Genomic DNA, 15151 nt, shown 5'->3' with positions numbered 1-15151 from the left:
TCGGGCCGGATGCCCAGCACACACCCCTATTCTGATGGAGCCGAGCCGCGTGTGGTGTGTCTGGAAAAGCCATTGACGGTTGCGGGATTAAGGGCGGCTCTGGAGACCGGCGATGCGTCGCCAATATCTGCGGTTGGCAAGTAACTAGCCGTCAATAGCCGCCAGATGCGCCGCGAACCCGTCACTTTGCATCAGCCGCTTGCACCGTTCAAAGCGCCCCGTGGCATAGGCCCAGAAATCCTCGGCAGGGTTGCCATCGGCGTACTGGATCAACCCCCACAGCGTCCATAACAGGTCGCACATCGCCTTGTAGATCACCATGCGGCCGATCTGGGCTTTGGTCGGTTCAGTGCCGAAATAGGCCCGCAGCATGTCCATATCCTGCGCAACCGTGAAGCCGGCCTCGACCGACAGATCGCCTAGATCCCACAGCGGGTCATTCATGCCGGAGTATTCCCAGTCGATGATCCACATTTTAACGCCATCATCCAGAAAGTTTTCACACAACGGGTCGCAATGGCAGGGGGCAAGCGGAGCGGGATTGTCGGCCAGAACCTGTTTGACGGGAAGGGCGGCTTTGACGATATCTGCGTAGCCATCGGGCAGGGTGGTGTCCTTGCCGGAAAGTATTTTCAGATAGTCGTCGATCATGGTGAACAGTTCGAACCGGAACTGGAACTCCTGCTTTGAGTTGTGCAGTTTAGCCAGCGCCACACCGGCCCGCGCGGGGCTGCCATCACGGTTGGCAAATTGCGCGGGCGTCATGGTTTCAGCGTCAACGCAGTGGCTGATCATGATGCCGCTTTGCCAATCGGCCCACAGGATTTCCGGTGACACACCCGCCTGATATGCGGCCTGTGCATTGTGCAATTCCACAGCACGGTCGATGTAGTCATCGGTGCCGTCACCAGGGATGCGCACGATCAAGGTTTCTATATTATTATCAATGCGATAAACGAGGTTTGTTAATCCTCCAAGGCGCGTGGTCTTATAGCTGTCACAGGCCCCCCCCACAAACTGCGGCAGGTTCTGCAAAGCATTGTAAACCGCATGTTGATTGTCCGGCATATCAGTCCCCGCTCATGATTTTAATTGTGAATTATCAGTGTTATACAGCCCTAAGCTTACCTTTGTTATCGCATGGCGTTCGCCAAAGACTTCCAGCTCAAATGTAGTTTCCCCGCACAGTGCATCGGGCAAATAGCCATAGAGGATGGTTTTGCCCACCGTGACGCCGAATGCAGCGCTTGAGCTCAGCGACACCACCTTGCCGTCATGCAGAATTGTCTCGCCTCCAAACAGCGGTAATTCCACGTCCGAAGTAAAGCAGCACAACCGCTGTGCCACCCCGCCGGTTTTCTGCGCCTCTAGCACCTCGCGCCCGATAAAATCGCCCTTGGATTTCAGATGCACCCGAAAGCCCAAACCGGCCTCTACGGGTGTGTAATCCGGCGTGATATCGGCGCTCCAGTATAGATACCCCTTTTCCATCCGCAGGCTGTCAATTGCCCGATAGCCAATGTCGCGGATGCCGTGCGCAGCGCCATGTTCACACAGCAGATCATAGACATGTAGCGCGTATTCGGTGGGGATGTGAAACTCCCACCCCAGCTCGCCAACATATCCAATCCGGATGGCCCGCACAGGGGCCGCTCCAATCAGAATATCGCGGCAGGTGGCAAAGGGGAAGGTCGCGTTGGAAACGTCGCTTTCGGATGCCGCTGCCAGCACATCACGCGCCTTTGGTCCCGCGATGTTAATCACCGCGCGGGCGGATGTGACTTCGATCAGGGTAGCGGTGCCGTCATCGGGCAGGTTGCGTCTGATCCAGTCGCTGTCATGCACACCGAAACCGGCACCGGTGACGATATAAAAATGGTTTTCTGCCAGCCGCGTAATGGTCAGATCGGCCTCGATCCCGCCGCGTTCGTTACACAACTGGGTGTAGATGACGGCACCCACGGATTTATCCATATTCGATACCGCCATGTGCTGGATCGCGTTAAACGCGCCGCTGCCGACCAGTTCAAACTTGGCGAAACTGCTCTGGTCCGTCAGGGTCACGCCTTCACGCACCGCACGGTGTTCGTCTGCGGCGTATTTCTTCCAGCTGGGGTTCAAGAAACCCAGCTGATCCACGGCTTCCACGCCATTAGGTGCAAACCAAAGCGGGCGCTCCCAACCGTTTTTGGAGCCATAAACGGCCCCCTTGTCCTTTAACCGTTGATAAAGCGGCGACAGGCGCAATTGGCGCACGGCCTCGGCCTCGGCCCCAGGGTAGCGCATCTTATAGTGGTGCGCGTAATGCTCGACCGCGCGGGGATACATAAACGCTCGCGCGCCGTGGTGCGCCCCAAAACGCCGGTTATCCAACGGCCACAGGTCCAGTGATGGTCGCCCCTCAACCAACCACTCGGCAATCATTTCGCCAGCGCCGCCGCCCGCAGCGATGCCGTATAGAAACCCTGTTGCCAGCATCAGGTTGCTGAAATCGGGCACCGGCCCCATGACAAAATCACCGTCCGCCGAATAGGGGATCGGGCCGTTGATCACTTGGCGGATACCGACCTCGTTTACGATGGGCGTTACCTGTGCGGCACATTCGGCTAAGGGCGCGAAACGGTCCAGATTATCGGGCAGCAATTGGCGCACGAAATCACCAGGGATGCCACGGTCACCAAAGGCCACGGTGTCGTCCTCATACCCACCGATCACCAGCCGACCGCCTGCGTCGGGTTTGTAATAAACCAGCCGGTCAGGGTCGCGCAGGGTGGGCAGATTGTCAGGGCAATCGGGGATTGGCTCGGTCACGATATACTGGTGCTCGACCGCACAAGCGGGGATTGTCAGGCCCAGTTTTGCGCCCAACTCGCGGCTCCACATGCCGGAGGCGATGGTCACGGTTTCGCACTCATAGGTGCCGTTGGTGGTGATCACTTCGGTCACGCGACCACCTAAAACGGTGAAATCCAGCACCTTCACGCCCTGTTTCAACGTGGCTCCGTGCAGCCGCGCGCCGGCCGCAATGGACTGGCATAATCCGGCGGGGTCAACATGGCCGTCCGACGGGATAAAGGCCGCACCTTCCAGCCCCGTGGTGTCGATATAGGGGAACAGCGCCTTGGCCTCGTCCGGCGTGATGATGTTCATCTCCAGCCCGAAACTGCGCGCTATTGTTGCCAGTCGCTTGGCCTCGAGCATCCGGTCCTTGGATGCTGCCAATCGCAGGCTGCCCACCTTTTTCCAGTCGCAATTCAGATCGGTTTCTTCCTGCAACCTGTCATACATTGCAACAGATTTTTGCAGCATTCGCGTGGTGTTACGCGATGACCTTAATTGCCCAACCAATCCCGCCGCATGCCATGTCGCCCCTTCGGTCAGGGCGGCCTTTTCCAGCAGCACTACATCTTTTTCACCGGATTTAGCCAGATGGTAGGCGATGGAGCAGCCAATGATACCGCCGCCAATGATCAGATGCTTAACAGAGTGGTCCGCCATGTATTATCCCAGTATTTCCAACAGTTCGTGGTGCAGTTCGGGGGTGGCTGCACTGACCACACGCCCGTCCGATTCCAAGGTCAGTGGTGCGCCATCCCAATCGGTAACCACCCCGCCTGCCGCCGTGATGATCGGCACAAGCGGCAAGTAATCGTAGGGCTGCAAATCGTAATCCACACAGGCATCTATCTGCCCCGACGCAACCAGCGCATGGGGGTAGCAATCATACCCCAGCCGCCGTTCACGCCCCGACAGACATAGCGTGCGAAACAGGGTTGGCATCAGGGTGGCCAGCTTGTTGCCCTCGTTGATGTAGAGGAACGCATCGGCAAGCGCTGTGACCTCTGATACCGCAAGCCGTGTCCCGTTCATAAACGCGCCTTTGCTGGTGCCGGTATATACCTCGCCCAACTCCGGCATCCGCACCACGCCCAGCACGGGATCACCCCGTTCCAGCAGCGCAATCAGCATCCCGTATAGCGGCATGCCCGAAATAAAGCTGCGGGTGCCATCAATCGGGTCAATGATCCACTGATAGGCACTGTCGCTGGTAACCTCGCCGAATTCCTCGCCCAGAATGGCGTGGTCGGGGAAATGTTTGGCCAACCCGTCACGGATGAACCGCTCGCAGGCCTGATCGGCGATGGTGACGGGGCTGTCATCGCCCTTGTGTTCTATGTCCAGTTTTTGGCGGAAATACTGCTTCGGGATATCTTCGGCCTGATCGGTAATCGCAAGAATGGTCTTCAAATATTGCTGCATCTTAGTGTTCTCTGTTCGGGGTCGCCATCAGTAGCGAGATTTCGTTCTCTGCCAGCATATCAACGATTGCGGCGGGCGGGGAATTTTCCGTGATCAGGATGTCGAAACTGGATGGGTCAGCAATTGCAATGGGGGCGCGGATGCCGAATTTTGCACTATCAGCCAGCACAATGCGGGTCTGGGCGCGTTTGACGGCTTCGGCCAGAAGATCCGCCTCCTGGATGTCATGCAGCATAAATCCGACCTCGCCATTGATCGCGCCCGCTGAAAACACTGCATATTGCACGTTAAAGCGGCGGATAAATGCAAGTGCGTCCTGCCCGAATGCGCCGCCGTCATGACCGCGCAATTCACCACCGGCAAAAAACACGCGGTTGTTGTTTCGCGCGGCCAGCGTGCCTGCCACAGTCAGCGAATTGGTGACGATATACAGGTTGCGATGGTTGCGCAGCGCGCTCGCAGCATAGGCGGTGGTGGACCCGATATCCAGAAACAGCGAATCCCCGTCTTCAATGATTTCGGCCAATTTGGCCGCCAGTTGGCGTTTGGCCGTCGCGTTTTTATCCATTCGCGCCTGAAACGGCTGTTCGGTCAGGGTTAAATCCTCGGCCAGCAACACGCCGCCATGCACCTTGCGCACCTGTGATTTAGCCTGCAACGCTTTGATATTGCGCCGAACTGTTTCATCGGAAACTCCCAACCGCTGCGCCAGATACCCTACACGGCATGACCCGCCCGCAAGGCGCAATTCCTTTAGAATTTCCTGTTCGCGGTGGTTTGATCGAGGGGCATCTGCCTGCATTTCAATCCCTGTCTATCGGTGTGGTTTTTCGCCAAGCTACGGCGCAAAACCCCAAAAGCCAACGAAAAACCAAATAAACCCACAAAATACTGCCAAAATTGTTGACGAATGCAGGTTTTGCCCTCACGCTTTGCCCAAGGCGGGGCGAATCCCGTCACAAATCCTGGGAGGTGCCCGATGAGGCATATAATGAAAAGCGTCCTGATGGGCGCCGCTGTAGGTGTTTTTACGACCACGGCATCATTGGCGGATGTTGAATCTGCCGATCCACTAAAACTGACATTGCACGACTGGTCCGGTCAATTGATCAACACCCAGATCATGGGCGCTGTGCTGGAAGAGGCCGGATATAACATCGAATATGTCCAAGCCGATTACATCGCGCAATTTGCCGGCCTGAAAACCGGTGACTTAACGCTGGCGATGGAAATCTGGGCCACAACGGGCCAAGAAGCGCTGGACGAAGCTGTGGGCACCGGCAACGTTGAGAACGTTGGCGAAACCGGCCTGCAAGCGATTGAGGAGTGGTGGTATCCGCTCTATATGAAAGAGCGCTGCCCGGGTCTGCCGGACTGGAAAGCGTTGCAAGCCTGTGCATCGGAATTTTCCACCGCCGAAACCGCACCAAAGGGGCGCTATGTTGGCGGGCCTGTCACATGGGGCGGGTTTGATGATGAACGGGTCGAGGCACTTGGCCTTGATTTCGAGGTTGTCCATGCGGGCACCGATGCGGCGCTGTTTGCTGAACTTGAATCCGCTTATCAGCGCGAGGCTCCCGTCATTCTGTGGGTTTACGTACCGCATTGGGCTCCGGCGAAATTTGACGGCGAGTTTGTTGAATTCCCGCCCTATTCGGCCGAATGCTATTCGGACCCGTCCGTCGGTGTGAACCCCGACAAGGCCTACGATTGCGGCAAACCCCGCGGCCCGATCTGGAAGGCCGCATGGTCCGGCATGAAAGACAAATGGCCCGGCGCGCATAAGATCGTTCAGGCTTACACCCTGACCAACGAAGAAATGAGCGCAATGGTTGGCGAGGTTGATCTGGACGGCAAATCCATCGACGACGTGGTTGACGCATGGATGGACGCCAATGAATCCCGCTGGCAGGGCTGGATTGCACAATAACAGATGCGCGGGGCCGGATATCTGGCCCCGCCACACCCTGAATACAGGCCGCAAAAAAATGACCAAACCCGCAAAACTAATCTGCAAAGACCTGTGGAAAATTTATGGCCACAATGTCGATGCTATCGTCGAGGCTGCCGATTTCCCTTGGCATGATCTTGACTTTGACAAGCACGGATTGATCGGGGCGGTGCAGCATGTTTATCTTGAGGTCGAAGAGGGCGAGATATTCGTCATTATGGGGCTGTCGGGGTCGGGCAAATCCACTCTTGTGCGCCTATTGTCCGGCCTGATTGAACCCACAGCGGGCGAATTGTTGTTTGACGGGCAGGACATGTTAAAAATGTCCGAACGCGAGTTGATCGAAATCCGCCGTCACAAGATGGGCATGGTGTTTCAACATTTTGCTCTGTTGCCGCATCTGACGGTTCTGCAAAACGTGGCCTTTCCGTTGACCATTCAAGGCCAAAGCAAACAGCAAGCCGAGGACCGCGCACTTGAGGTGATCGAACTGGTCGGCCTGAAGGGGCGCGAGGGGTATTTTCCGCGCGAATTGTCCGGCGGGCAACAGCAACGGGTCGGGATCGCGCGGTCTTTGGCGGTGGAACCCGAACTGTGGTTTCTGGACGAACCATTCTCGGCGCTGGACCCATTGATCCGGCGTGAAATGCAGGATGAATTCCTGCGCCTGCAAGGGCTGCTAAAAAAGACCATTGTGTTTATCACCCATGATTTTGACGAAGCCATCAGGTTGGCCGACCGCATTGCCATTATGAAAGACGGCGCGGTTATTCAGGTCGCCACCCCCGAAGAACTGGTGCTGAACCCCGCCACGGATTACGTGCAGGAATTCACCCGCCACATCCCGCGCGACAAGGTGCTGTCAGTGGGCAGCGTCATGGCGGCAGGCGCAAAGGGTGCGGGCGATGGCATCCCCGCCAACACCAAAATTGCCGAGGTTGCAGCGCAGGTCGTTGATGCTGGCAAACCGCTGAAAGTGATTGACGCGGACGGGCAGGCAGTGGGTGCGATTGACGCGCAAACAGTGATCAATGTGCTTGTTGGCAAGGGGGCCTGATATGGGGCGCTTGGCACCGCAATCGCTGATCTGGATTGGGCTGTTTGCCGCCACATGGGTGCTGGCGCGGTTCGGGCTGGGGTGGTCCGAGGCGCTGAATATCGGCTGGATCATGGACTACCCCGACGCGTGGGTCATCCCGCTAAAGGACAGCGTATCGGCGGTAATGAAATGGCTGGTTGAGGAGGCCACGTTCGGTCTGTTCACCTTCACCGAATTCACCCGCGGCATCAGCTGGGTGATCGAGCAGCCCTACAATCTGGCCCGCGCCCTGCTGGCCGAAGGGTTCATGGACGGGGTCGGGCGACGCGCGACGCAAATCCTGCCACCCTTTAGCTGGATCGCGGTCACGGCGGGCGTCATCGCATTGGGCCATTACGCACGCGACTGGTTGCTGGCTGCTATCGTTGGCGCGGCCTTCCTCTATCTGGCGGTGTTTGGCCAATGGGAAAGCGCGATGGTCACGCTAGCCTCGGTGGTGATCGCGGTGCCAATCGGGGTTGCGGGGGGGCTGTTTCTGGGCATCGCCGCTTACCGCCATGCGTTATTCGATCGGGTGTTGAAACCCATTCTGGACCTGATGCAAACCATCCCGATTTTCGCCTATCTGGTGCCGATCCTGTTCATGTTCGGCTTTGGGCCTGTGTCGGCATTGGTCGCCACCGTAATCTACGCGATGCCGCCAATGGTGCGGATCACCACAATGGCGCTGCACGCGGTCGACCCTGAAATCAAGGATTTCGGCGTGATGTCCGGCTGCACCCGCCGCCAGATGACATGGCGCATTCTGGTGCCTGCCGCACAGCACAGCCTGATGGTCGGGGTCAATCAGGTGATCATGTTGTCGCTGAACATGGTGATTATCGCCAGCATGATCGGGGCAGGGGGACTTGGGTTTGATGTGCTGTCATCTTTGCGTCGCCTGGACATCGGCGGCGGGTTCGAAGCGGGCATTGCCATCGTCATTCTGGCCATCGCGATTGATCGTTTGTCCCAAGCATTCGCCAGCCGCAACGCAACCGCACCCAAGGGCAACACATGGCTGGCCCGCCATCCGCGCAGCGTCACGGTGTTGGTGATCTTACTGGCCGCCTTCGTCCTAGGTCTGATTATCCCCGCCTTCCAGACCTACCCCGAGGCAGCATTCCTGACCACGGGCGCGTTCTGGGACAACGGTGTGAAATATCTGAACATAAATTATTACGACACCTTCGAGGCGATAAAAATCTTCTTCCTGTCAAATTTTCTACTCCCCACCAAACGCTTTTTCCTTGGTATCCCGTGGCCGTGGGCCATCCTGATGGTGGTGGCAATCGGCTGGAAATTCGGCGGCTGGAAGCTGGCGATGATGAACGCGTTGATGGCAGGGTTCATCGTGTCGACCGGCATGTGGGAAAAGGCGATGATCACGGTTTATTTGTGCGGATCATCCGTGGTGATCGCCAGCGTGATCGGCATCCCGCTGGGCGTACTGGCAGCGGTGAACGCACGCGCGGGCAGCATCATCGGCGTGCTGATCGACACGCTACAAACCCTGCCCAGTTTCGTCTACCTGATCCCGGTGGTGATGCTGTTTCGCATCGGTGATTTCACTGCAATGGTAGCGATTGTGCTGTATGCGGTGGTGCCTGCAGTGCGTTATGCGGCCCACGGCGTGCGCTCGGTCAGCCCCGAATTGATCGAGGCCGGCGTGGTTTCAGGCTGCACCAAACGCCAGTTGCTAACCCGTATCCGCCTGCCGCTGGCGATGCCCGAAATCCTGCTGGGCCTGAACCAGACCATCATGCTGGCGCTGTCCATGTTGGTGATCACCGCACTGGTTGGCACCCGCGATCTGGGCCAAGAGGTCTACATCGCCCTGACCAAGGCCGACACGGGGCGTGGATTGGTCGCTGGTTTTGCCATTGCTTTCATAGCGATAATCGCCGACAGGGTCATATCAGCCAGCGCGAAAAACGCGCGGATCAGATATGGATTGGAGACCTGATATGGACCATGAAACGGCCTTGAAACGCATCAAAACGCTACCGATTTGGGAAGGCGATGTCGTGACCAAACCCTTGGGCGGGGGGCGCACCAATCTGAATTTCACAGTGACCGACAACAGCGGCACATATGTTGCCCGCTTTGGCGAGGATTTACCGGAACACCAGTTGCTGCGGTTTAACGAACTTGCGGCCAGCCGCGCAGCGCACGCGGCGGGGCTTTCGCCCGCTGTGGTCCATGTTGAAGACGGCCTGACCGTGGTTGATTATATCGCCAGTAAAACGCTGGACGAGCCTGATATAGGTGTGCCCGAAATGATGGCGCGGATCATCCCGTTATTACGCCGCTGCCATACCGAAATCCCCAAATATTTCCGTGGTCCCGCGCTGATTTTCTGGGTGTTCCATGTGATCCGCGACTACGCCGCGACCATGTCTGATCGTGGTAGTTCCTACAGTGCCAAACTACCCGAATACCTTGAGATTTGCGAGGCACTGGAAACAGCCTCTGGCCCGTTCGACATCGTGTTCGGTCACAATGACCTGATGGCGGCGAATTTTCTGGATGATGGTAATCGCCTTTGGCTGATTGACTGGGACTATGCCGGTTTCAATTCGCCGCTGTTTGATCTGGGCGGGTTGGCATCAAACAATTCTCTGTCTGAATCCCAAGAGACCCACATGCTGGAGCTGTATTTCGACGGCCCTATCGCTGCTGACCTGCTGCACCGCTATCACGCGATGAAATGCGCGTCCCTGTTGCGCGAATGCATGTGGAGCATGGTATCCGAAATCACCTCGACCCTCGACATTGACTATGCCGCCTACACCGCTGAAAACCTTGACCGTTTCCAGCGCGCCTATGACACTTACAAGCAAAGCTGAGAGCGCTATGAAAACCCTTCCCAAATCCTCGCGTGTTGTCATCATAGGGGGCGGCATCATCGGCTGCTCGACCGCCTATCATTTGGCAAAACTGGGGGTTGAATGCGTGTTGTTGGAACGCCAGAAACTGACATCCGGCACCACGTTTCATGCGGCGGGGCTGGTTGGGCAATTGCGCTCTAACGCCAACATCACCCAGTTGCTGGGTTATTCCGTCGATCTATATAACACGATTGAGGCGGAAACCGGCCTTGGCACCGGTTGGAAGATGAACGGCGGCTTGCGGCTGGCCTGCACACAGGAACGCTGGACCGAGGTCAAGCGCCAAGCTACCACGGCGCGGTCATTTGGTTTGCAGATGGATCTGCTGACCCCGAAGGAAGCGCAGGATCTGTGGCCGTTGATGAATATCGACGATCTGGTCGGTGCGGCGTTCATGCCGACCGACGGACAGGCCAACCCGTCCGATATCACCCAAGCGCTGGCCAAGGGCGCGCGAATGGCGGGGGCGCAAATATTCGAGGATTGCAAGGTCACTGATATCGAGATCGAGGCGGGCAAGATCAAGGCGGTGATCACCGATCAGGGCCGGATTGAATGCGGCCAAGTGGCACTATGCGCAGGCCAATGGAGCCGCGATTTCGCCGCCCGTTTCGGCGTCAACGTGCCGCTGGTGTCGATGGAGCACCAGTATATGGTGACCGAGGCGATTGCAGGTATGCCCAAAAACCTGCCGACCCTGCGCGACCCGGATCGGCTGACCTATTACAAGGAAGAAGTCGGCGGGCTGGTGATGGGCGGATATGAGGCCAACCCGATCCCTTGGGCTGTAAACGGCATCCCGAAGGGGTTCCATTACACCCTGCTCGACAGTAATTTTGACCATTTTGAACCCCTGATGGAACTGGCGCTGGGTCGCGTTCCGGCGCTGGAAACCGCTGGTATCAAAACCCTGACCAACGGGCCGGAAAGTTTCACGCCGGATGGTAATTTCATCATCGGCGAAGCGCCAGAACTGCGTAATTTCTTTGTCGGCGCCGGTTTCAACGCCTTTGGCATCGCGGCTGGCGGTGGTGCTGGCATGGCGCTGGCTGAATGGGTCGCCAAGGGCGAGCCTCCGTTTGATCTGTGGTCCGCCGACATCCGCCGCTTTGGCCGCCCGCATTTTGACACCGACTGGGTGCGGACCCGCACCTATGAAGCTTACGGCAAGCACTACACAATGGCGTGGCCGTTTGAGGAACATTCATCGGGGCGTCCTTGCCGAAAATCGCCGCTGTATGAGGTGCTAAAAGGACAGGGGGCCTGTTTTGGCGAGAAGCTGGGCTGGGAGCGACCAAACTGGTTTGCCAGTGACAGGGAAACCCCGCAGGATGTCTACAGCTTCGGGCGGCAAAACTGGTTTGACGCGGTGGGGCGCGAACACAAAGCGGCGCGAGAGGCGGCGGTGATTTTTGATCAAACGTCCTTCGCCAAATTCGTGCTAAAGGGGCCGGATGCGCTGGCCGCCCTGAACTGGATTTGCGCCAACAATATCGACAAGCCGGTGGGCGCACTGACCTACACCCAAATGCTGAACCCCAATGGCGGTATCGAATGCGATTTGACCATTGCGCGCGTCGCGGATGACGAATTTTACATTGTCACCGGCACAGGCTTTGCCACCCATGATTTCGACTGGATCTCACGCAATATTCCGGTGGGGATGAACTGCCAGCTGTTCGACATCACGTCCTCTAACGCTGTGCTGTCCCTGATGGGGCCACGCGCCCGCGATATCCTTGAAACAGCCACCCGCGCCGATGTGTCAAACGCTGGATTCCCCTTTGGCACCACCAAAACCATCGGCATATCAGGCTGCCCCGTGTTGGCCCTGCGCGTCACATATGTGGGCGAACTGGGGTGGGAGTTACACCTGCCTATTGAGTATGCCACCACGGTTTACACCGCCCTGATGGAGGCGGGGGCCGACCACGGCCTGATTAATGCTGGCTACCGTGCGATTGAATCTCTGCGCTTGGAAAAAGGCTACCGCGCTTGGGGCTCGGATATTGGCTCCGACCACACCCCGTTTGAATCCGGTCTGGGCTGGGCGGTGAAACTGCGCAAAAACACGCCGTTTATCGGGCGCGAAGCAGCGCAGGATCAAAAAGACAGCGGGGTGAATAAGATGATGGCCTGCTTCACCTGTGCGCCCGATGTGGTGCTTTTGGGCCGTGAAACCATCTATCGAAATGGTGAACGCGTTGGCTGGCTAACCTCGGGCGGCTTCGGCTATACCGTCAATAAATCAATCGGTTACGGCTATCTTCGCAACCCAGACGGCGTCACCCGCGACTATATTATGGACGCCACCTATGAACTCGAAGTCGCCACCAAACGCATCCCCTGCACCGCGCACATGACCCCGTTGTATGATGCGAAAATGGTTCGGATCAAGTCCTGACCTACCCCATTTCCGTTCCATAAATATCCCCGAGCGGAGCGCATAGAATCTCTTGGCGCAGCCTGCTAGTCCTTCAACCGCGACCGCAAAACCCGCAACATATTCTCGCCCATCACCTTGCGAATTTGCGCCTCACTCACACCCGCCCGCAACAGTGCGTCGGTGATCGCTGCCAGTTCGGATGTGTCAAACGTGGTGGCGACCGATCCATCAAAATCCGACCCCAGTGAAACCGCATCCTCGCCCACCACTGTAATCGCCGCTTTGATCGATTTTGCCACCCCGTCAGGGCTGTCATCACAGGTGACTTCGCCCCAGTAGCCCATACCGATCACGCCGCCTGTGGCGGCAATTCGCTTCATCAGATCATCAGGGATATTGCGGCGGGTTTCACAATTCGACTTGATCCCGCTGTGGCTTAGAACGATGGGCATATCCACCATATCCAGCACTGCTTCCACCACCTTTGTGCTGGAATGGGCCACGTCCAGAACCATGCCGCGCTTGGCCACCTCGGCCACCACTTGCCGCCCAAATTCGGACAACCCATTGTTTTCACGACTGTGCAATGTGCCGCCCAGCTCGTTATCAAAGAAATGCTGTAGCGCGATCAGACGGTATCCAACCTGCTCCAGCCGGTCCAGATTTTCGATCTGGCCTTCCAGCGGATGCGCCCCTTCGATCCCCAGCAGGCCGCCGACGATCTTCTCGCCAGCAGCACGCCGCGCCAACACGTCTTCCAGATCACTCCGCGTGCGGATAATCTTCAACGCATCTGGTGCCGCCGCCTCTAACCTGTGCAGCTTTTCCGACTGGTAAATCGCCCGCTCGTAAATGCTCAACCATGTGCGCATCGGCCATAGCTGCAAAAACGCCACCAGCTTGATGTTGTCAAACGCATCCGCATCATTGTGCTCGTAATTTAGCCCCTTGGGGCTTTTGGTTACCGCGGTGAACACCTGAATGGCCACATTGCCCTCAGCCAAGCGCGGGATATCGACCTGCCCATAGGTGCCGCGCTTGTTCAGATCGCGGTTCCACAGCAGGCTGTCGGCATGCCAGTCGCCAATGATCAGGCTGTCATGCAGGGCACGGGCTGCCTCCGAAACGGGGTAGGGGTCATGCTCCGCCACCGCATTGCGGCCCTTTTCGGTATAAGCGGGGACAAAGATAAATACCCCGACCATGATGATCACCGCCAGTATCAGCAGCCGTCCCAGCCATTTTCCGAATGTGCGCAAAATTCAATCTCCTACGGTTTTCCGTTGAAAGACTACGGCGCAGAGAGCGTAATTTCCAGCCTTTCTTTATGATCAGTCGAGGGCTAGGCTCGGGAGGGATACGAAAAGCAAGAGGTTCGTCAAATGGCCGGTGGATGGGCGCGGGATGGCGCGGAGCAAGAACAGATCGAAGCCTCATTAGCGGACGAGTTGGCTCGCATGAAGGCGCGCAAATCTCAGGTGGGCGAAAGCCTGACCCATTGCGCCGAATGCGAAGAACAGATCCCCGAGGCCCGCCGCGTGGCCATCCCCGGGGTGAAGCTGTGTATCGACTGTATGCAGGAACGTGATGCCGGATTTAAGGCAAGGCCGGGGATTAACCGGCGCGGGAGTAAGGATAGTCAGTTGCGGTGAGGGGGGGCAGAAAGGTTACTTTGAGGTCATTGCAAATACATGCCTTGGTTATGGAAACAGCCCAACGACAAAGACCGCAAAGACTAGAATGATCAACCAAAGTCTGATTTTTGATGCAGAGCTTGCGATGGTGGCTCCTAACTCTGATATTGCTTGAGCAGTGTTGTCATTAGATTTTTCTACTTTTCGATCTACACCAAATTCACCTTCATCATCATGCCAGTGATCATCGCCCAATGGTTTTTTGTGAAGAGTCTCGTATGATTTTGTGATGGACAGAGATATTGGGGAGGAACCATCTAATAACCCTTCTTCATCACTTACTGCCTTACAAAAAAAGTCTTCAGGGATATCACCGTCATTCTCAACATCGCGATTATTGCCCAAGTATTTGATAATACGCCCTTCGCTGATTGAGGGAGACCATGTTGCCAAGAATCTCGAGAACGCACCAAATTGGACATAAAGGCTTAGATCAAACGGAGGGTTGGATAGCTGGCCAATCAAATGATCAAACCGAGTTGGTGATAGTATCATTTCCACATAAAAAGACTCATCAAAACTCAAATCAATGTCTTTGCTATCAGAAGCTTGGCTTCCCCCAGCACTAAAGAACTCTTTCTCATCAACGCCTTCTCGAATATGTACGGATACCGAGTTATGCGTTCGCTTTGATCCCAGCATCGACAACCCCCATTTACCCCATCGAGCGGGTTCAAAATCGCCGGTTGCGCTAATTCGTCTTTGTACCTTATTCTTGGAATCGCTTTGGGAAATTATATCATTTGCAATTAGGGCCTGTTGACATTTACCGCAAATGAATGACGGTTGCGACGATTGAAATCATGGCCTTAAAACTATCGTCAGTTTTACATGCACGTAATGCTATCCTTTTGAATTCCTTTATCTTTTGGAAGTAGTTTTCAATGAGAT

General features: G+C 56.5%; 12 protein-coding genes and 1 pseudogene. 6 read left to right on the top strand and 7 right to left on the bottom strand.

Annotated features, from left to right (window positions below; translation table 11 throughout):
- Positions 1-144 precede the first annotated feature (144 nt).
- Genes ACWB12_RS15785 through ACWB12_RS15770 form a run of 4 tightly spaced genes read right to left on the bottom strand, consistent with a single transcriptional unit; the run spans position 145 to position 5062 of the window.
- Positions 145-1068: a phosphotransferase gene (locus tag ACWB12_RS15785; protein ID WP_479531054.1), complete on the bottom strand. Its 924-nt coding sequence runs from the start codon at positions 1066-1068 to the stop codon at positions 145-147.
- A 12-nt stretch (positions 1069-1080) separates the two neighbouring features.
- Complete coding sequence (locus tag ACWB12_RS15780) at positions 1081-3498, bottom strand: GcvT family protein (RefSeq protein ID WP_479531053.1); 2418 nt, start codon at positions 3496-3498, stop codon at positions 1081-1083.
- Positions 3499-3501: 3 nt separating this feature from the next.
- Positions 3502-4260: an inositol monophosphatase family protein gene (locus ACWB12_RS15775; RefSeq protein WP_479531052.1), complete on the bottom strand. Its 759-nt coding sequence runs from the start codon at positions 4258-4260 to the stop codon at positions 3502-3504.
- Between the two features lies 1 nt (position 4261).
- Complete coding sequence (locus ACWB12_RS15770; RefSeq protein ID WP_479531051.1) at positions 4262-5062, bottom strand: DeoR/GlpR family DNA-binding transcription regulator; 801 nt, start codon at positions 5060-5062, stop codon at positions 4262-4264.
- A gap of 189 nt (positions 5063-5251) precedes the next feature.
- Here ACWB12_RS15770 and ACWB12_RS15765 point away from each other — a divergent pair, with 189 nt between their 5' ends.
- Genes ACWB12_RS15765 through ACWB12_RS15745 form a run of 5 tightly spaced genes read left to right on the top strand, consistent with a single transcriptional unit; the run spans position 5252 to position 12584 of the window.
- Complete coding sequence (locus ACWB12_RS15765; protein ID WP_479531050.1) at positions 5252-6190, top strand: ABC transporter substrate-binding protein; 939 nt, start codon at positions 5252-5254, stop codon at positions 6188-6190.
- 58 nt (positions 6191-6248) lie between these two features.
- On the top strand, positions 6249-7268 hold the full coding sequence (locus tag ACWB12_RS15760) for a quaternary amine ABC transporter ATP-binding protein (RefSeq protein WP_479531049.1): 1020 nt from the start codon (positions 6249-6251) through the stop codon (positions 7266-7268).
- A gap of 1 nt (position 7269) precedes the next feature.
- Entirely contained in the window at positions 7270-9255 is a 1986-nt protein-coding gene (locus ACWB12_RS15755; RefSeq protein WP_479531048.1) for an ABC transporter permease, read from the top strand.
- Position 9256: 1 nt separating this feature from the next.
- Positions 9257-10138, top strand: coding sequence for a phosphotransferase (locus ACWB12_RS15750; RefSeq protein WP_479531047.1), 882 nt, complete (start codon positions 9257-9259; stop codon positions 10136-10138).
- Between the two features lie 7 nt (positions 10139-10145).
- Positions 10146-12584 carry a GcvT family protein gene (locus ACWB12_RS15745; protein WP_479531046.1) on the top strand — a complete coding sequence of 813 codons (2439 nt, stop codon included), beginning with the start codon at positions 10146-10148 and terminating at the stop codon, positions 12582-12584.
- A gap of 65 nt (positions 12585-12649) precedes the next feature.
- Here ACWB12_RS15745 and ACWB12_RS15740 read toward each other — a convergent pair whose 3' ends face one another.
- The gene (locus tag ACWB12_RS15740; protein WP_479531045.1) at positions 12650-13825 is read right to left on the bottom strand and encodes a dipeptidase; all 1176 of its coding nucleotides are present in this window, start codon (positions 13823-13825) and stop codon (positions 12650-12652) included.
- A gap of 123 nt (positions 13826-13948) precedes the next feature.
- Here ACWB12_RS15740 and ACWB12_RS15735 point away from each other — a divergent pair, with 123 nt between their 5' ends.
- Positions 13949-14218 (top strand): DksA/TraR family C4-type zinc finger protein, encoded by a 270-nt coding sequence (locus ACWB12_RS15735; protein WP_479531044.1) that lies wholly within the window; start codon positions 13949-13951, stop codon positions 14216-14218.
- Between the two features lie 48 nt (positions 14219-14266).
- Here ACWB12_RS15735 and ACWB12_RS15730 read toward each other — a convergent pair whose 3' ends face one another.
- Both ACWB12_RS15730 and ACWB12_RS15725 read right to left on the bottom strand, forming a co-directional pair.
- A complete protein-coding gene (locus ACWB12_RS15730; protein ID WP_479531043.1) occupies positions 14267-14902 on the bottom strand; it encodes a hypothetical protein in 636 nt (211 codons plus the stop codon).
- 124 nt (positions 14903-15026) lie between these two features.
- A pseudogene (locus tag ACWB12_RS15725) lies at positions 15027-15151 on the bottom strand (IS5/IS1182 family transposase); the annotation flags it as partial.

It is taken from the genome of Profundibacter sp. (assembly GCF_056498605.1).
This window is presented reverse-complemented; position numbering and strand designations above follow the sequence as displayed.